Annotated in this window: 17 protein-coding genes; 3 read left to right on the top strand and 14 right to left on the bottom strand. The window is 59.6% G+C overall.

All coding sequences use genetic code 11. From position 1 onward, the window contains the following. Positions 1 to 178 precede the first annotated feature (178 nt). Positions 179 to 2746, top strand: a complete 2568-nt coding sequence (gene mutS, locus NPS56_RS02445) for a DNA mismatch repair protein MutS (protein ID WP_274073597.1) — start codon at positions 179 to 181, stop codon at positions 2744 to 2746. A 142-nt stretch (positions 2747 to 2888) separates the two neighbouring features. Then, positions 2889 to 3212, top strand: a complete 324-nt coding sequence (gene fdxA, locus NPS56_RS02440) for a ferredoxin FdxA (RefSeq protein WP_274073301.1) — start codon at positions 2889 to 2891, stop codon at positions 3210 to 3212. 496 nt (positions 3213 to 3708) lie between these two features. Here fdxA and rpoS read toward each other — a convergent pair whose 3' ends face one another. The 8 genes from rpoS to NPS56_RS02400 form a co-directional block, all read right to left on the bottom strand. Beyond that, positions 3709 to 4716: an RNA polymerase sigma factor RpoS gene (gene rpoS / locus NPS56_RS02435; RefSeq protein WP_046816537.1), complete on the bottom strand. Its 1008-nt coding sequence runs from the start codon at positions 4714 to 4716 to the stop codon at positions 3709 to 3711. 108 nt (positions 4717 to 4824) lie between these two features. Further along, entirely contained in the window at positions 4825 to 5682 is an 858-nt protein-coding gene (locus NPS56_RS02430) for a peptidoglycan DD-metalloendopeptidase family protein (protein ID WP_274073300.1), read from the bottom strand. Between the two features lie 212 nt (positions 5683 to 5894). Further along, a complete protein-coding gene (locus tag NPS56_RS02425) occupies positions 5895 to 6530 on the bottom strand; it encodes a protein-L-isoaspartate(D-aspartate) O-methyltransferase (protein ID WP_274073596.1) in 636 nt (211 codons plus the stop codon). Positions 6531 to 6568: 38 nt separating this feature from the next. Beyond that, the gene (gene surE / locus NPS56_RS02420) at positions 6569 to 7321 is read right to left on the bottom strand and encodes a 5'/3'-nucleotidase SurE (RefSeq protein ID WP_274073299.1); all 753 of its coding nucleotides are present in this window, start codon (positions 7319 to 7321) and stop codon (positions 6569 to 6571) included. Further along, positions 7309 to 8367 carry a tRNA pseudouridine(13) synthase TruD gene (gene truD / locus NPS56_RS02415; protein ID WP_274073298.1) on the bottom strand — a complete coding sequence of 353 codons (1059 nt, stop codon included), beginning with the start codon at positions 8365 to 8367 and terminating at the stop codon, positions 7309 to 7311. The genes surE and truD overlap by 13 nt, the downstream gene beginning before the upstream one ends. Then, complete coding sequence (gene ispF / locus NPS56_RS02410; RefSeq protein ID WP_274073297.1) at positions 8364 to 8837, bottom strand: 2-C-methyl-D-erythritol 2,4-cyclodiphosphate synthase; 474 nt, start codon at positions 8835 to 8837, stop codon at positions 8364 to 8366. Before ispF ends, truD begins: the two co-directional genes overlap by 4 nt. Positions 8838 to 8878: 41 nt before the next feature. After that, positions 8879 to 9727, bottom strand: coding sequence for an S-formylglutathione hydrolase (fghA, locus tag NPS56_RS02405; protein ID WP_274073296.1), 849 nt, complete (start codon positions 9725 to 9727; stop codon positions 8879 to 8881). A 91-nt stretch (positions 9728 to 9818) separates the two neighbouring features. After that, positions 9819 to 10931 (bottom strand): S-(hydroxymethyl)glutathione dehydrogenase/class III alcohol dehydrogenase, encoded by a 1113-nt coding sequence (locus NPS56_RS02400; RefSeq protein ID WP_274073295.1) that lies wholly within the window; start codon positions 10929 to 10931, stop codon positions 9819 to 9821. A 107-nt stretch (positions 10932 to 11038) separates the two neighbouring features. Here NPS56_RS02400 and NPS56_RS02395 point away from each other — a divergent pair, with 107 nt between their 5' ends. Continuing rightward, positions 11039 to 11935, top strand: a complete 897-nt coding sequence (locus tag NPS56_RS02395; RefSeq protein ID WP_274073294.1) for a LysR substrate-binding domain-containing protein — start codon at positions 11039 to 11041, stop codon at positions 11933 to 11935. 103 nt (positions 11936 to 12038) lie between these two features. On the opposite strand, the gene ispD is transcribed toward NPS56_RS02395, so the two are convergent. The 6 genes from ispD to tilS form a co-directional block, all read right to left on the bottom strand. After that, positions 12039 to 12746, bottom strand: a complete 708-nt coding sequence (ispD, locus tag NPS56_RS02390; RefSeq protein WP_274073293.1) for a 2-C-methyl-D-erythritol 4-phosphate cytidylyltransferase — start codon at positions 12744 to 12746, stop codon at positions 12039 to 12041. Next, the gene (ftsB, locus tag NPS56_RS02385) at positions 12743 to 13021 is read right to left on the bottom strand and encodes a cell division protein FtsB (RefSeq protein ID WP_008057335.1); all 279 of its coding nucleotides are present in this window, start codon (positions 13019 to 13021) and stop codon (positions 12743 to 12745) included. The genes ispD and ftsB overlap by 4 nt, the downstream gene beginning before the upstream one ends. Before the next feature lie 163 nt (positions 13022 to 13184). Beyond that, positions 13185 to 14474: a phosphopyruvate hydratase gene (gene eno, locus NPS56_RS02380; RefSeq protein ID WP_077184442.1), complete on the bottom strand. Its 1290-nt coding sequence runs from the start codon at positions 14472 to 14474 to the stop codon at positions 13185 to 13187. A 151-nt stretch (positions 14475 to 14625) separates the two neighbouring features. Beyond that, on the bottom strand, positions 14626 to 15471 hold the full coding sequence (gene kdsA, locus NPS56_RS02375; RefSeq protein WP_274073292.1) for a 3-deoxy-8-phosphooctulonate synthase: 846 nt from the start codon (positions 15469 to 15471) through the stop codon (positions 14626 to 14628). A 5-nt stretch (positions 15472 to 15476) separates the two neighbouring features. Next, complete coding sequence (locus tag NPS56_RS02370; protein ID WP_274073291.1) at positions 15477 to 17108, bottom strand: CTP synthase; 1632 nt, start codon at positions 17106 to 17108, stop codon at positions 15477 to 15479. Positions 17109 to 17382: 274 nt separating this feature from the next. Continuing rightward, positions 17383 to 18711 (bottom strand): tRNA lysidine(34) synthetase TilS, encoded by a 1329-nt coding sequence (gene tilS, locus NPS56_RS02365; protein ID WP_274073290.1) that lies wholly within the window; start codon positions 18709 to 18711, stop codon positions 17383 to 17385. Positions 18712 to 18751: the final 40 nt, after the last annotated feature.

The raw sequence follows: 18751 nt of genomic DNA, 5'->3' as shown, positions 1-18751 counted from the left end.
ACCAGGTCTTGCGTTTCGAAAAGTGGGGCCAAGGGGTGTAGTTAAAGGCATCATAGCGCCCACCAGAGGAAAATGACGAGCAGCTTGATGGCATCCTGCCCAGAAAACAGATGCTAAAATGCCCCATTTTTGCCCCAGCCATTTTGATGAATCCGCCTAACCACTGATGAATAAAGCAATTTCAGATTTGTCCTCGCACACGCCGATGATGCAGCAGTACTGGCGCCTGAAGAACCAGCACCCTGACCAGTTGATGTTCTACCGCATGGGCGACTTCTACGAGATCTTCTATGAAGACGCGAAGAAGGCCGCCAAGCTGCTCGACATCACCCTGACCGCTCGCGGGCAGTCGGCTGGCCAGGCGATTCCGATGTGCGGTATTCCTTACCACGCGGCGGAAGGTTATCTGGCGAAACTGGTGAAGCTCGGCGAATCCGTGGTGATCTGCGAGCAGGTCGGCGACCCGGCCACCAGCAAAGGCCCAGTGGATCGTCAGGTGGTGCGGATCATCACCCCTGGCACGGTGAGCGATGAAGCGCTGCTCGATGAGCGCCGGGACAACCTGATCGCCGCTGTCCTGGGCGATGAGCGCCTGTTCGGCCTGGCGGTGCTGGACATCACCAGCGGCAACTTCAGCGTGCTGGAAATCAAAGGCTGGGAAAACCTGCTGGCGGAACTGGAGCGAGTGAATCCGGTGGAGTTACTGATCCCGGATGACTGGCCCAAGGATCTGCCGGCCGAGAAGCGTCGTGGCGTGCGCCGCCGTGCACCCTGGGATTTCGAGCGTGACTCGGCACTGAAAAGTCTGTGCCAGCAATTCTCGACCCAGGACCTGAAAGGCTTCGGTTGCGAAAACCTGACCCTGGCCATCGGCGCCGCCGGCTGCCTGCTGGCCTATGCGAAGGAAACCCAGCGCACCGCCCTGCCGCACTTGCGCAGCCTGCGCCACGAGCGCCTGGACGATACCGTCGTGCTGGACGGCGCGAGCCGGCGCAACCTGGAACTGGACACCAACCTGGCCGGTGGTCGCGACAACACCCTGCAATCGGTGGTCGATCGTTGCCAGACCGCCATGGGCAGCCGCCTGTTGACCCGCTGGCTGAATCGTCCGCTGCGCGACTTGCACGTGTTGCTGGCGCGCCAGACCTCGATCACCTGCCTGCTGGACGGCTACCGTTTCGAAAAGCTGCAACCGCAGCTCAAGGAAATCGGCGACATCGAGCGCATTCTTGCCCGGATCGGCTTGCGCAATGCCCGTCCACGGGACCTTGCTCGCCTGCGTGACGCCCTCGGCGCGCTGCCGCAACTGCAAGTGGCAATGACCGAGCTGGAAGCGCCGCACCTCAACCAACTGGCAACCACCACCAGCACCTACCCGGAACTGGCAGCACTGCTGGAAAAAGCCATCATCGACAATCCGCCCGCGGTGATCCGTGACGGCGGCGTGTTGAAAACCGGTTACGACAGCGAACTCGATGAACTGCAATCGCTCAGCGAGAACGCCGGACAGTTCCTGATCGACCTCGAAGCCCGGGAAAAAGCCCGCACAGGCTTGTCTCACCTGAAAGTCGGCTACAACCGCATCCACGGCTACTTCATCGAACTGCCGAGCAAGCAGGCCGAGTCCGCACCCGCCGATTACATCCGCCGCCAAACCCTCAAAGGTGCCGAGCGTTTCATCACGCCGGAACTGAAGGCATTTGAAGACAAGGCACTGTCAGCCAAGAGCCGTGCCCTGGCGCGCGAGAAGATGCTCTACGAAGCGCTGCTCGAAGACCTGATCGCCCAACTGCCACCGCTGCAGGACACGGCCGCGGCACTGGCCGAGCTTGACGTGCTGAGCAACCTGGCCGAACGCGCGCTGAACCTCGACCTGAACTGCCCGCGTTTTGTCAGCGAGCCGTGCATGCGCATCAACCAGGGTCGCCACCCGGTGGTTGAACAGGTTTTGACCACCCCGTTCGTGGCCAACGACCTGAGCCTCGACGACAATACCCGCATGCTGGTTATCACCGGTCCGAACATGGGCGGTAAGTCCACCTATATGCGCCAGACGGCGTTGATCGTACTGCTGGCGCACATCGGCAGTTTCGTCCCGGCAGCCAGCTGTGAGCTGTCCCTGGTCGACCGGATTTTCACCCGGATCGGCTCCAGCGATGACCTGGCCGGCGGCCGTTCGACCTTCATGGTCGAGATGAGCGAAACCGCCAACATCCTGCACAACGCCACCGAACGCAGCCTGGTGCTGATGGACGAAGTCGGGCGCGGCACCAGTACCTTCGACGGCCTGTCCCTGGCGTGGGCGGCGGCGGAACGCCTGGCGCACCTGCGGGCCTACACGCTGTTCGCCACCCACTACTTTGAGCTGACGGTGTTGCCGGAAGCCCAGCCGCTGGTGGCCAACGTGCACCTCAATGCCACTGAGCACAACGAACGCATCGTGTTCCTGCACCATGTACTGCCAGGGCCGGCCAGCCAGAGCTATGGCCTGGCGGTCGCGCAGTTGGCCGGCGTGCCGAACGAGGTGATCCTGCGTGCCCGTGAGCACTTGAGCCGCCTGGAAGACACTGCCCTGCCCCACGAAGCGCCTGCGCCGACCAAAGGCAAACCGGCCACTCCGCAGCAGAGCGACCTGTTCGCCAGCCTGCCGCATCCGGTGCTGGATGAACTGGCCAAACTCGATCTGGACAACATGACACCACGTCGCGCACTCGAAATGCTCTATACACTAAAGACACGGGTCTAACGCACTGGCTTGCAAGCTGTTAGAATCTCGCGCGGTTTGGGATGCTGCTGGCTTTTAGCCTGGCCTGCAGACTATCGCTCCCAAACCTTGCGACCCCTACGTGAAGGGGCGCAGCAAGCCGCGCCTGAGGAGAAAATTAGAAATGACCTTCGTCGTCACCGACAACTGCATCAAGTGCAAGTACACCGACTGCGTAGAAGTCTGTCCGGTGGACTGCTTTTACGAAGGCCCGAATTTCCTGGTGATTCACCCGGATGAGTGCATCGACTGCGCACTGTGCGAACCTGAATGCCCGGCTGTGGCCATCTTCTCCGAAGATGAAGTACCTGCAGGCATGGAAAACTTCATCCAGCTGAACGTTGAGCTGGCTGAAATCTGGCCGAACATTACCGAACGCAAAGATCCATTGCCCGACTCTGCGGAGTGGGATGGCAAGCCAGGCAAGATCGAACACCTCGAACGCTGATTACCCCCGCGTTCCGGAAAAAGGCCCCACAAGGGCCTTTTTTTAAGATCAAAAGATCGCAGCCTTCGGCAGCTCCTACATGCAGGCAAAAAAAAGGGGCGGTATGACCCGCCCACATTTTTTCCATATTCCCTGTATTCCCTTTTCATCATCCTGATGAATCGCTTCCTGCGATGTCCTTTCCCCCTCGTCCGTGAAGGGCGTGTCTGTCCGTAGACACAACGCCGATACTAGAGTGTTTACCGCCGGGAGCAATCGCCCGCCTGGACCTGGGATGGCTTGTCACATCCCCTTCATATAGAAAAATCTACCGGTTTTTCAGTTAGATAGAACTGACCTCTGAACAATAGGGTCGACTGCCAACCTGTAAAAATAGTGAACACTTACGAAAAGAGTAAGCGATGACTTACACCTGGAAGCTACAAAGCTGCGCTATCGCCCAAAAACGAAAAGCCCCGAACCAGTCGGGGCTTTTCAGTGAGCACTAACGAACGGCTTATTGAAACAACGACTCGCTCGACAGCCCGTTTTTCTCCAGGATCTCCCGCAGGCGTTTCAGACCTTCAACCTGAATCTGTCTGACCCGCTCCCGGGTCAGGCCAATCTCCAGGCCTACATCTTCCAGGGTGCTGCTCTCGTGCCCGCGCAGGCCGAAGCGGCGTACAACCACCTCGCGCTGCTTGTCGGTCAACTCCGAGAGCCACTGGTCGATGCTTTGAGACAGGTCGTCATCCTGCAGCAGTTCGCATGGATCGGTTGGGCGATCGTCGGTCAGGGTGTCCAGCAGGGTTTTATCCGAATCCGGACCCAGCGAGACGTCGACCGAAGAAACCCGTTCGTTGAGGCCGAGCATGCGCTTGACCTCCGCTACCGGTTTTTCCAGCAGGTTGGCGATCTCTTCGGGGGAGGGTTCATGATCGAGTTTTTGCGTCAGCTCCCGTGCGGCCCGCAGGTACACGTTGAGCTCCTTGACCACATGGATCGGCAACCGGATGGTCCGGGTCTGATTCATGATCGCGCGCTCGATGGTCTGACGAATCCACCAGGTTGCGTAGGTCGAGAAGCGGAAGCCGCGTTCAGGGTCGAACTTCTCCACCGCCCGGATCAAGCCGAGGTTGCCCTCTTCGATCAGGTCGAGCAGCGACAGACCCCGATTGACGTAACGCCGGGCGATTTTCACCACCAGCCGCAGGTTACTTTCAATCATGCGTTTGCGCCCGGCCGGATCACCACTTTGCGACAGGCGCGCAAAATGAACTTCTTCTTCGGGGGACAGTAGAGGGGAAAAGCCGATTTCATTGAGGTACAGCTGCGTGGCATCAAGTGCCCGCGTGTAATCGATGTACTTGTGTTGCTTCAATGTCGCGGAGTGTTTGGATTTGGCACGAACGGAAGGTGGAGCCGCCCCTTCATCATTCGACATCGAATCCGTGCCGATGCCGGTCTCCATCAGGAGAACCTCATCGTCGATGTCAAACTCCGGCACTTCTTTACTGAGAGCCATTGTTATAGTCCTTTGGTGAGTTCGACCTCAAGCTCAAGCGGCGCCTTTATCCTTGGCAACGCTGGAGCCTGTCCCCTCTACGTAAGAAACGGAACAGGCTGGAAGCGATCAACGACGTGGCAGGAATTGCAGCGGATCTACAGGTTTACCTTGGCGGCGAATCTCAAAATGCAGTTTCACCCGGTCTGTACCCGTTGACCCCATTTCGGCAATTGTCTGTCCGACCTTGACCTGCTGCCCCTCCCGAACCAACAGCCTGCGGTTATGTCCGTAGGCACTGACGTAGGTTTCACTGTGTTTGATGATGACTAATTCGCCGTAGCCCCTTAAGCCACTCCCGGCGTATACCACCGTCCCATCAGACGCAGCTAAAACAGGCTGTCCCAAATCCCCTGCGATATCAATTCCTTTATTCAAACTACCGTTTGAGGAGAATTTGCCAATTAAAATGCCATTAGATGGCCACCCCCAGCCGGTCGGGGCTGGACCCGGTGGAGGCAGTGGAGCGGGTGCCGGCTTGTTGGCGACGGACGGTACAACCACCGGTGTGGTGGTGGTCGTACCGTCCGCAGAGCGACGGATGACCGTGGTTTTACTCGAGGATGAAGGCGAGGAACTGGACGAGCTGACCACGGCTGTCGGCGTTGAACCGCTGCGACCATCGAAGCGAATCGTCTGACCTGGGTGGATGGTGTACGGCGGCGCGATGTTGTTGCGTGCCGCCAGCGCCTTGTAGTCCCAGCCATAGCGAAAGGCGATGGAAAACAGGGTGTCCTTGGGTCGAACGACGTACTGCCCCGTGGTCACGGCCGGACGCTGGGCGACGGTTTTGTTGCGATCGACAACGCCCACATCGCTGGATTTGTTACTGGAGCAACCGACCAGCAAGGTGCTCATGACAAGGCCAGTCACCAGGCGCTGAAAGCTCGTTGTACCCATACGCTGCGCTATGACTGTGAGACTCACCCGCCGCTCCCTTTGTGGTGGCTGAAAATGTGATTTGCCGTGTTTCGGCACGAAGTGTCGCAAGTATAACGGGCCGTGCCGGCTTTACCCTTATTGAAGCGAAATGGCTTGGCGCACACGTTTGCTGTCTGACAAAACTATCCGTTTAATCAAATCGATGCCGCTGTAAGACAGAGGCAATCGAAGAGAATTCAGCGCGTTTAAATAAATGCTCAGGCCAGTGGACCATTAAGTAACGGGACGAAGCGCACCGACCCCAGGACACGCCTGGAAAAGCCATGTTCCTCCCGGATGATCAGCATTAATTGTTGCACTTCTCCTGAGCCGACCGGGATCACCAGACGCCCCCCAGGCGCCAGTTGATCCAGCAGCGCCTGGGGTACGTCGGTTGCCACGGCCGTCACGATTATGCCGTTGTAGGGCGCCAGCGCAGGCCAACCCTCCCAGCCATCGCCCCAGCGAAATACCACGTTACGCAGGTTCAGCTCGACCAGGCGTTCCTTGGCCCGGTCTTGCAATACCTTGATGCGTTCAACGGAAAAGACCCGCTCGACCAGTTGCGACAGCACCGCCGTCTGATAACCCGACCCCGTACCGATTTCCATGACCTTGTCCAACGGCCCGGCTTCGAGCAGCAACTCGCTCATGCGAGCCACCATATAAGGCTGGGAGATGGTCTGGTTATTGCCGATGGGCAGCGCCGTGTCTTCGTAGGCCCGGTGCGCCAGCGCCTCGTCGACGAACAGGTGACGCGGTGTACGACGAATGACTTCCAGCACCTTGGCGTTGGAAATCCCCTCTTCGTACAGGCGTTGAATCAGGCGTTCGCGGGTCCGTTGCGAGGTCATGCCGATGCCGCGATGCAGCATGTCGTCTTGTCCACGGGTCATGGGTGCAACCCCTCCAACCAGCCGTCGAGGCTCCTGAAGGCATCATTGAAGGTGCGATCCAGTTGCAACGGGGTGATGGAAACATAGCCCTGCATCACGGCATGGAAATCGGTGCCGGGGCCGCCATCCTCAGCATCCCCTGCCGCCGCGATCCAGTACCCGGACCTGCCTCGCGGGTCGACCACCTTCACCGGTGCCGCCGCGCGGGCGCGATGCCCGAGGCGGGTCAACTGGATACCGCGGATGTGCTCCAGCGGCAAATTGGGAATGTTCACGTTCAGTACCGTACGCGGTGGCAATTCGAGATCCGCATGGGCCTCGACCAGTTTGCGCGCAAAGTAGGCCGCCGTGGGCAGGTTGTCGACCTGTCGCGAGACCAGCGAAAAGGCAAAGGAGGGACGCGCCAGGAAGCGACCTTCGAGTGCCGCCGCCACGGTACCGGAGTACAGCACGTCGTCCCCCAGGTTGGCGCCCAGGTTGATGCCGGACACCACCATGTCCGCCTCACGTTCCAGCAAGCCGTTGAGGCCCAGGTGCACGCAATCGGTCGGCGTACCGTTGACGCTGATAAAGCCATTGGCCAGCGTGTGCGGATGTAGCGGACGGTCGAGCGTGAGCGAACTGCTCGCGCCGCTTTTGTCCTGGTCCGGGGCTATAACCACGCACTCGGTGTAATCCGCCAGCGCAGCATAAAGCGCGGCGAGTCCGGGTGCGGTAACCCCGTCGTCGTTAGAAATCAGAATACGCATGGGCTGTCCGTCTGCCCCACCGGCACCAGATCAACAAGCTCGCGCACCAATACGGTGGCGAAGCATCCGGCCGGCAGGACGAATTCCAGTTGCAGAATGTCAGGTTCGGGATAATGCCACGTCAACCCACCGATGGGCAGCCGCAGGATGCGACGTTCGTGGCTCATTCCGGCGTTGATCAACCAATCGCGAAGGTCTGCCTCGCGTGCGGCGATCGCCTGTTCCAGTTCATGGACAGCGCCCGTGGTCGGCGAGTCACCTTCGCCCCACTGCGGACCGGTCGGGTGCAGATCGAGAATCGCCAGTCGCGGGTCGCTGCATTCGGCCTCACCGGCCGGAAAAAAGCTGCGGCTGTCGGTGAACGCCAGCAGATCGCCCACCTGGGCACGCTGCCAGGTGCCGTCGGCGACACGCGCGGCCAACACTTGGTTGAACAGGAAACTGCGGGCGGTCGACAGCAGCCGCGAACGCACGTTGCGCTGCTCCGGCAAGGCCTTGCGCGCGGCCCAGGCACGGGCGTCAACCACGTTGCCGCCGTCATGCCCGAAACGTTGGGCACCGAAATAATTGGGGATGCCTTGTTTGGCGATCAGATGCAGGCGCTCTTCGATGGCCGCCTTGTCGCCGGCAAACTGCGTCAGGCGCAATGTGAAGCCGTTGGCCGAATGGGCACCGCGTTGCAGCTTGCGTTTATGCCGGCTGGTCTTGAGGATTTTCAGCGTATCGTTTTCTGCCGCCGACAGATCCGGATCGGCCTTGCCCGGCAGCTGCACGCTGAACCACTGACGCGTCAGCGCCTGGCGATCCTTGAGCCCGGCATAGCTGACGGTACGCAATGACACGCCCGCCGCCTTGGCGATTCGGCGTGCCGCCTCTTCAGTATTCAGGCCGCGTTTTTCCACCCAGATCCACAGGTGTTCGCCGTCACCGCTCAGGGGGATATCGAGGACTTCGTCGACCTGGAAATCTTCCGCGATGGCTTTCAGCACGGCGCTGCCGAGCGCTTCGCCATAGGCCCGCGGGCCGAGCAATTGCAGTTCGTTCATGCGCGCAACAACAGGGCAACGGAGTGCACGGCGATGCCCTCTTCGCGACCGACAAAGCCAAGCTTTTCGGTGGTGGTAGCTTTCACGTTCACTTGATCCAACTCAACTTGAAGATCCGCGGCAATCAGCGCGCGCATCGATTCGATATGCGGGGCCATTTTCGGTGCCTGGGCAACGATGGTGTTGTCGACGTTAGCGACTTTCCAGCCTTTGGCGTGGATCAATGCGACGACATGGCGCAACAGCACACGGCTGTCGGCGCCCTTGAATTGCGGGTCGGTGTCCGGGAAATGCTTGCCGATGTCACCCAGTGCAGCGGCACCGAGCAAGGCATCGCTCAAGGCATGCAGCAGGACGTCACCATCGGAGTGAGCGAGCAGTCCGAAGCTGTGTGCAATGCGCACGCCGCCCAGAGTGATGAAATCGCCTTCAGCGAAACGGTGCACATCATAGCCGTGGCCAATACGCATAAAAAAACGCCCCGAATTTTGTCAGGGCGTGATTCTACCTGCTATTGAGCTGCTAGAGCATGCGCGTGATGCCGCAAGTGATCTTCGATGAAACTGGCGATGAAGAAATAGCTGTGGTCGTAGCCCGGTTGCAGACGCAACGTCAGCGGATGACCGGCCAGTTTGGCCGCCTGTTGCAAGGCTTCCGGCTTGAGCTGGGTGGCGAGGAAATCGTCGCGATCGCCTTGATCCACCAACAGTGGCAGCTTTTCGTCAGCCTCGGCGATCAACGCACAGGCATCCCATTCGCGCCATTTCGAACGGTCCTCTCCCAGGTAGCGGGAAAAGGCTTTCTGGCCCCAAGGGCAGTCCATCGGATTGTTGATCGGCGAGAACGCCGACACCGATAGATAACGCCCCGGATTGCGCAAGGCACAGACCAGCGCACCGTGGCCACCCATGGAGTGACCGCTGATGCCGCGCTTGTCCGACGCCGGGAAATGCGCTTCGACCAATGCCGGCAATTCCTGCACGACATAGTCATGCATCCGATAGTGCCGCGACCAGGGTTCCTGGGTGGCGTTCAGGTAGAACCCGGCGCCGAGGCCAAAATCCCAGGCACCATCCGGATCACCCGGTACGTCGGGACCGCGAGGGCTGGTGTCCGGCGCGACGATAATCAGCCCGAGCTCGGCGGCCACGCGCATGGCGCCGGCCTTCTGCATGAAGTTCTCATCGGTGCAGGTCAGGCCGGACAACCAGTACAGCACCGGCAATTTGCCGCCCTGCTCTGCTTGTGGCGGCAGGTAGACGGCAAACACCATGTCGCAGCCGAGCGTTTCCGAGCGATGGCGATAACGCTTGTGCCAGCCGCCGAAGCTTTTCTGGCAGGAGATATTTTCCAGGGTCATGGGCTTTTTTCAGCTGCAAGCTTCAAGCTCTATGCTGCAAGAGGGCGTCAAACCCACTTGCAGCTTGCGGCTTGAGACTTTCTGCTGCTCCTTAGAAATGAATGACGGAACGGATGCTCTTGCCTTCATGCATCAGGTCAAACGCCTTGTTGATATCTTCCAGGCCCATGGTGTGGGTGATGAAAGTGTCCAACGGGATTTCGCCGGTCTCGGCCATCTCCACGTAGCTTGGCAACTCGGTACGGCCACGCACACCGCCGAACGCCGAACCGCGCCAGACGCGACCGGTGACCAGCTGGAACGGACGGGTCGAAATTTCCTGGCCGGCACCGGCGACGCCGATGATCACCGACTCGCCCCAACCCTTGTGGCAGCACTCAAGGGCGGCACGCATCAATTGCACGTTGCCGATGCATTCGAAGGAGAAGTCGACGCCGCCATCGGTCATGTCGACGATGACTTCCTGGATCGGACGATCGAAGTCTTTCGGGTTTACACAATCGGTTGCACCCAGCTGTTTGGCGATCTCGAATTTGGCCGGGTTGATGTCGATGGCAATGATGCGAGCAGCCTTGGCTTTGACCGCACCGATTACCGCCGACAGACCGATGCCGCCGAGGCCGAAAATGGCCACGGTATCACCAGGTTTCACCTTGGCGGTGTTTAGTACAGCACCGATGCCGGTGGTGACACCACAGCCCAGCAGGCAGACTTTTTCCAGTGGCGCCTCTTTGGCAATCTTGGCCACGGAGATTTCCGGCAGCACGGTGTACTCCGAAAAAGTGGAAGTACCCATGTAGTGGAAAATCGTTTCGCCCTTGTAGGAAAAACGCGACGTGCCATCCGGCATCAGGCCTTTGCCCTGGGTCGCACGAATCGCCTGGCAGAGGTTGGTTTTACCCGACAGGCAGAATTTGCACTGGCGACATTCCGGGGTGTACAGCGGGATCACATGATCGCCCACCGCCACCGAGGTCACGCCTTCGCCGATCGCTTCAACGATCGCCCCACCTTCGTGACCGAGGATCGACGGGAAAATGCCTTCCGGGTCAGTGCCCGATAGGGTGTAGGCATCGGTATGGCAGACACCGGAAGCCACCACGCGCAGCAACACTTCACCGGCCTTGGGCATGGCGACATCGACTTCAACGATCTCAAGCGGTTTCTTGGCCTCGAAGGCAACGGCGGCGCGTGACTTGATCATGGTGATTCTCCAGTGAATAAAAACGAGACAAGGAGTGTAATACATGGCTCCACGATGAATAATCGAGGCAAATGCAAAATATTATTGCCGTACAGGGATAATCCTTCATGTCTGAAAATCGCTGGGAAGGGATCGACGAATTTGTCGCCGTTGCCGAATGCAGCCAATTCACCGCCGCCGCGGAACGCCTGGGGGTTTCTTCCTCGCATATCAGTCGACAAATCGTACGCCTGGAAGAGCGCCTGCAAACCCGCTTGCTCTATCGCAGCACCCGCCGGGTCACACTGACCGAGGCCGGACAAACCTTTCTGCAACATTGCCAGCGCTTGCAGGATGGCCGCGAAGAAGCGTTGCGGGCGGTCGGCGACTTGACCAGCGAACCCAAGGGCATGCTGCGCATGACCTGTGCCGTGGCGTATGGCGAACGCTTCATCGTGCCGCTGGTGACGCGCTTCATGGGGCTTTATCCACAACTGCGGATCGACATCGAACTCAGCAACCGCCAGCTTGACCTGGTGCATGAGGGCCTGGACCTGGCAATCCGCCTGGGGCGCTTGCAGGATTCAAGACTGGTGGCCACGCGCCTGGCGCCACGGCGCATGTATCTGTGCGCGTCGCCTTCCTACGTGGAACGGTATGGTCGGCCACACAGCTTGTCGGAATTGAGCCGGCACAATTGCCTTGTAGGCAGTTCGGACCTCTGGCAACTGGAACAGAACGGGCGGGAGTTTTCGCAACGGGTGCAGGGAAACTGGCGGTGTAACAGTGGGCAAGCGGTTCTGGATGCGGCGCTACAGGGCGTGGGGTTGTGTCAGCTGCCGGATTATTACGTGTTGGAGCATTTGAAAAGTGGCGCACCGATTTCGCTGCTGGAGGCGCATCAACCGCCCAATACGGCGGTTTGGGCGTTGTATCCGCAGCAACGGCATTTGTCGCCCAAGGTGCGCAAGTTGGTGGATTATTTGAAGGAGGGATTGGCCGAACGGCCGGAGTATCAGGGTTAAGAGCAAAAGATCGCAGCCTTCGGCAGCTCCTACAGGGATCGCGTACAACCATCATTGTGCGGATGTACCGGCCCTTGTAGGAGCTGCCGCAGGCTGCGATCTTTTAGCGGCGGTTGGCCCATCGCAGCCGCAACCATTCCAGGTCTTCGGGGCGCGTAACCTTGAGATTATCCGCCCGCCCTTCAATCAGGCGCGGTGCCATCCCGGACCACTCCATGGCTGACGCCTCATCGGTGATGACAGCATCCGCCACCAGACTGTCCGCCAACGCCCGATGCAGTGCACCCAGGCGAAACATCTGCGGTGTATAGGCCTGCCAGATCACACTGCGATCCACGGTCTCAACGACACGACCCTGTTTGTCGACCCGTTTAAGCGTATCCCGCGCTGGAACCGCCAACAGACCGCCCACCGGGTCATCCGCCAGTTGCCCCAACAACTTGTCCAGGTCATCGCGACTCAGGTTGGGCCGCGCGGCATCGTGCACCAGTACCCAATCCTCATCGTCCGCACCCAACGCATGCAAGTGCAGCAACGCATTGAGCACCGATCCGGAACGCTCGGCGCCGCCGTCAACGCGTTGAATGCGTTTGTCGCCAGCACACGCCAGGTTCGGCCAATAAGGATCATCAACAGCAAGACTGACCACCAGGCCCTTCAGACCAGGATGATCGAGAAAACAGCCAAGGCTGTGTTCGAGAATAGTGCGCCCGCCCAGTTGCAGGTATTGCTTGGGACGGTCCGCGGCCATACGGGCACCGACGCCCGCGGCAGGAATCACGGCCCAGAAGGCCGGCAGAGACAGGTTCATTGTGCCAACTGGTAAAGGGTTTCACCGTCCTTGACCATGCCCAATTCATGGCGAGCCCGCTCTTCAACGGTCTCCATGCCCTTTTTCAACTCACTGACTTCAGCGTCCATCACCCGATTGCGCTCCAGCAACGTCTGGTTCTCAGCTTGCTGATCGGCAATCTGCTGAGTCAGCTCGGCCACTTGCGCCAGACTGCCATTTCCCACCCACAGGCGGTACTGCAGGCCAGCCAGCAGCAGGAGCAAGACGAGGAACAACCAATTGGGACTGCGCATCGAATATCAGGTATCCAGTGAAAAAAGACAGCCACACCAAAACATGAAGCTACTGATAGCACGAAGCCTGGAAGAACCAGGCTTGTGCTTGCAAGGCATCAGATTAGTGGCAAAAACGTCGCTGTAGCGATTTTTCCGACACAATCCGGTGTCTTTTTTTACATCAGCCGCGGAATTCGCTACGGCCGTTGTACTTGGCCTTGCCATTCAACTGCTCTTCGATACGCAGCAGTTGGTTGTACTTGGAAACGCGGTCGGAACGGCACAGGGAGCCGGTCTTGATCTGGCCAGCCGAAGTGCCCACGGCCAGGTCGGCAATGGTCGAATCTTCGGTTTCGCCGGAGCGGTGCGAGATCACGGCGGTGTAACCGGCGGCCTTGGCCATCTGGATGGCTTCCAGGGTTTCGGTCAGGGTGCCGATCTGGTTGAACTTGATCAGGATCGAGTTGGCGATCTTTTTATCGATGCCTTCTTTCAGGATCTTGGTGTTGGTCACGAACAGGTCGTCGCCTACCAGCTGGGTCTTCTCGCCGATCTTGTCGGTGAGGATTTTCCAGCCAGCCCAGTCGGACTCGTCCAGGCCATCTTCGATGGAGATGATCGGGTAACGCTCGGTCAGGCCTTTGAGGTAGTCAGCGAAACCTTCAGCGGTGAACACCTGGCCTTCGCCGGACAGGTTGTACTTGCCGTCTTCGTAGAATTCGCTGGCTGCGCAGTCCAGGGCCAGGGTCACGTCGGTGCCCAGCTTGTAACCGGCGTTGGCCACGGCTTCGGAGATCACTTTCAAAGCGTCTTCGTTGGAAGCCAGGTTCGGTGCGAAACCACCTTCGTCACCCACGGCAGTGCTCAGGCCACGGGCCTTCAGGACAGCCTTGAGGTGATGGAAAATCTCGGTGCCCATGCGCAGACCTTCCGAGAAAGACTTGGCGCCAACCGGCTGCACCATGAATTCCTGGATGTCGACGTTGTTATCGGCGTGCTCGCCACCGTTGATGATGTTCATCATCGGAACCGGCATCGAGTAGACACCCGGGGTGCCGTTCAGGTTGGCGATGTGAGCGTACAGTGGCAGGTCCTGGTCCTGTGCTGCTGCCTTGGCCGCGGCCAGGGAAACAGCGAGGATCGCGTTGGCGCCCAGGGTTGCCTTGTTTTCGGTACCGTCGAGCTTGATCATCGCGTGATCCAGCGCTTTCTGGTCGCTTGGGTCCATGCCTTTCAACAGGTCGCGGATCGGACCGTTGATGTTGGCGACGGCCTTCAGGACGCCCTTGCCCAGGTAACGGCTCTTGTCGCCATCACGCAGCTCGAGCGCTTCACGCGAGCCAGTGGAAGCACCGGACGGCGCGCAAGCGCTGCCGATGATGCCGTTGTCGAGAAGCACATCCGCTTCCACGGTGGGATTGCCACGGGAGTCGAGAACTTCACGACCTTTGATGTCGACGATTTTAGCCATTGTTGTAAACACTCCAAAGTTGACGAAAACGCTGTACCGCTCGATTTATAAGTTTCGCATTACTTTGTGGGAGCCGGCTTGCTGGCGATGGTGTCCTTTCGGGCCTCATCGCTGGCAAGCCAGCTCCTACACAGGATCGGGGTTGCCGATATTACGCGGTTTCTATGGCAGGAAAACTCTTCACCAGTTCGTCCAGGGCTTTGAGCTGGGCCAGGAATGGCTCCAGTTTGTCCAGACGCAAGGCGCAAGGGCCGTCGCATTTGGCGTTGTCCGGATCCGGGTGGGCTTCCAGGAACAGGCCCGCCAGGGACTGGCTCATGCCGGCCTTCGCCAGATCGGTGACCTGGGCGCGACGACCACCGGCGGAATCGGAGCGACCGCCAGGCATTTGCAGCGCGTGGGTCACGTCGAAGAATACCGGGTATTCGAACTGCTTCATGATGCCGAAGCCGAGCATGTCGACGACCAGGTTGTTGTAGCCGAAGCTCGAACCGCGCTCGCAGAGAATCAACTGATCGTTACCCGCTTCCACGCATTTGCTCAGGATGTGTTTCATTTCATGAGGTGCGAGGAACTGGGCTTTCTTGATGTTGATTACCGCGCCGGTCTTGGCCATCGCGACCACGAGGTCGGTCTGGCGCGACAGGAAGGCCGGCAGCTGGATGATATCGCAGACTTCAGCGACGACCGCGGCCTGCTCAGGCTCGTGGACGTCAGTGATGATCGGCACGCCGAAGGCTTGCTTGATGTCCTGGAAGATCCGCATGCCCTCTTCCAGGCCGGGGCCACGGTAAGAGGTCACGGAGGAACGGTTGGCCTTGTCGAAGCTGGCCTTGAACACGTAAGGGATACCCAGTTTCTGGGTAACCTTCACGTACTCTTCGCAGACCTGCATCGCCATGTCGCGGCTTTCCAGCACGTTCATGCCACCGAAAAGCACCATTGGCTTGTCGTTGGCAATCTCGATATCGCCTACGCGGATGATCTTCTGCGCCATGGGGTTCACGCCTTCTTCTGGTGTTGAGCCAAAGCTGCCTTGACGAAGCCGCTGAACAACGGGTGACCGTCGCGAGGCGTCGAGGTGAACTCAGGGTGGAACTGGCAAGCGACGAACCATGGATGATCCGGTGCTTCAACCACTTCGACCAGCGCGCCATCACCGGAACGACCGGAGATTTTCAGGCCGGCTTCGATGATCTGCGGCAGCAGGTTGTTGTTCACTTCGTAGCGATGACGGTGACGCTCGACGATCACGTCCTTGCCGTAGCAGCCGTGAACCAGGGAACCCGGCTCCAGCAGGCAATCTTGCGCACCAAGGCGCATGGTGCCGCCCAGATCGGACGCTTCGGTACGGATTTCAACGGCGCCGGTGGCATCTTCCCACTCGGTGATCAGGCCAACTACCGGGTGACCGCTGGCACGATCGAACTCGGTGGAGTTGGCGTCTTTCCAGCCCAGCACGTTACGCGCGAACTCGATCACGGCCACTTGCATGCCCAGGCAGATACCCAGGTATGGCACTTTGTTTTCACGAGCGTACTGGACTGCAGTGATCTTGCCTTCCACGCCACGCAGACCGAAGCCGCCTGGCACCAGGATCGCGTCGACACCTTCCAGCAGCGCGGTGCCCTGGTTCTCGATGTCTTCGGAATCGATGTAGCGCAGGTTGACCTTGGTACGGTTGCTGATGCCAGCGTGACTCATCGCTTCGATCAGCGACTTGTAGGCGTCCAGCAGCTCCATGTACTTGCCGACCATGGCGATGGTGACTTCGTGCTCAGGGTTGAGCTTGGCGTCGACCACGGCTTCCCACTCGGACAGGTCGGCACCACCGCATTGCAGGCCGAAACGCTCGACGACGAAATCGTCCAGGCCCTGGGAGTGCAGGATGCCCGGGATCTTGTAGATGGTGTCGGCGTCTTCCAGCGCGATCACCGCACGTTCTTCAACGTTGGTGAACTGCGCGATCTTGCGACGCGAGGACACATCGATCGGGTGGTCGGAGCGGCACACCAGCACGTCTGGTTGCAGGCCGATGGAACGCAGTTCCTTCACCGAGTGCTGGGTTGGCTTGGTCTTGGTTTCGCCGGCCGTGGCGATGTACGGCACCAGCGTCAGGTGCATCAGCATCGCGCGCTTGGCGCCGACCTCGAAACGCAGCTGGCGGATGGCTTCGAGGAACGGTTGCGATTCGATGTCACCCACGGTGCCACCGATCTCGACCATCGCCACGTCGGCATCGCCGGCGCCCTTGATGATGCGGCGCTTGATTTCGTCGGTGATGTGCGGAATCACCTGGATGGTTGCACCCAGGTAGTCACCACGGCGCTCTTTGCGCAGCACGTGCTCGTAGACACGGCCGGTGGTGAAGTTGTTGTTCTGGGTCATGGTCGTGCGGATGAACCGCTCGTAGTGGCCCAGGTCCAGGTCGGTCTCGGCGCCGTCGTGGGTGACGAACACTTCACCGTGCTGGAACGGGCTCATGGTGCCCGGGTCGACGTTGATGTACGGGTCCAGCTTCAGCATGGTGACCTTAAGTCCCCGCGCCTCCAGGATGGCCGCCAATGATGCCGATGCAATGCCTTTCCCCAATGAAGAAACAACACCGCCCGTGACGAATATGTAGCGCGTCATGAAAAACCCTAGAAGTCTGCGTTAAAGCGGTCCGAGCCGCCGGGGAAAGCGAAGGAAGGCCGAAGCCCCCGATCACCTGCATTAATCACAGTGCACCTTTCAAAAAAACCGCCGCGTTGGGACAGACCGGGAAATGAAACACCGGTTCGTTGCTCGCTACACATTTTTTGGAATCGCCCAGCAAAGACTGCTTGGTAATCGGCAACTCCTGCAATTCAGGCGAATCCACAGAAGTTGTATCAAGAAGGGAGCGTAGTCTACCGGAAAGCCCCTTTCAGCTCAAACCTTGATCTTCGCCTGGCGGTTGCCAATGTAAATGCCCGCCACCCGTCGCTTCGCCATCCAGCCCCGCCAGGTTAGCCACCGCCAGCAATTGCTCGCCCTTGTACAGCAGCGGCAATCTGCCGCGCACGAACAGCGGCACCCCACGTTCGTTGAGCAAACGCTTCAAGTCGCGATGGCCGCGGCCGGGCAGCTCCATCACTTCGCCCCCTTCACGATAGCGGATCTGCAAGGGGCCATCGGGGATTTGCCCACTGAGCGTGAGCATGCCGTTGTCGGCCAACGCCAGCGGCTGAGCGGGTTCCAGCCATGCGCCAGGCGCTGGAGCCGCGCGCAACCAGGCACCGGATAACCACCAGATACGCCCGCCCGCCCGATGCAGTTCGCCATCGGCCAGGCGCCAGATCGGCCGGGCGTCGCCGGTGGCATCGCGCAAATCGAGCCAACCCGACCAATGGTCGCTATCCGGCAGCTGAGTCAGCGGTTCGAGCCAGTGGCTGAGCGCATTGCGCTGGCGAGCATCGGAGAGTTTTTCCAGCGATGCTAACTCCAGCGAGGGCAATTTAAGCCAATCGAATTCGCTGGCGGCGCTGGCCTGGCTCAAGTCAATTTGCGCCAGATCATCCAGCAACCCCTGCGCCTCGCTCAAATGCGCGGCACTGCGGGCCATTGTCGACATCGCCTGTGGCCAGCGCTGGGTCAATGCAGGAAACACCTGATGACGCAGGTAATTGCGCGAGAATTGCCGGTCCTGGTTGGAAGGGTCCTCGATCCAGTTCAATTGATGCTCCGCCGCATACGCCTCAAGCTCGGCCCGGGTAGCATCGAGCAAAGGCCGCAACAGATTCCCTTTGCCCAACGGGCGCTGGCGTGGCATCCCTGACAGCCCCCTTACGCCGGCCCCTCGCAACAGGCGAAACAGCAAGGTTTCCGCCTGATCGTCACGGTGCTGGGCCGTCAGCAGGACTTCATTGGCTTGAGTGGCCTCAGTGAACGCCACGTAGCGCGCATCGCGGGCCGCACGCTCAAGGCTTGCGCCGGGTTGCACCTGGACGCGGACGACTTGCAGCGGCACGCCCAGCGCATCGCAGACCGACTGACAGTGATCCGGCCACGCGTCAGCCGCAGCCTGGAGGCCGTGATGGACATGGATGGCGCTCAGTGGCGGCAGGGACTGGGTTTTGGCGAGCGTTGCGAGAAGGTGCAGAAGGACGGTGGAATCGAGGCCACCGGAGAAGGCGATGTGCCAATGTGCAGCATTGCGCCAAGGCTGAAGATTTAGCAAAAGCCGAAAAGGCAGATCACTCTTCGAAGGATTCATAGAGATTGATCGCTTCTCATGGAACCCTGTAGGAGCTGCC

It is taken from the genome of Pseudomonas putida (assembly GCF_028682635.1).
In the GTDB taxonomy this organism is placed as follows: domain Bacteria; phylum Pseudomonadota; class Gammaproteobacteria; order Pseudomonadales; family Pseudomonadaceae; genus Aquipseudomonas; species Aquipseudomonas putida_AE.
This window is presented reverse-complemented; position numbering and strand designations above follow the sequence as displayed.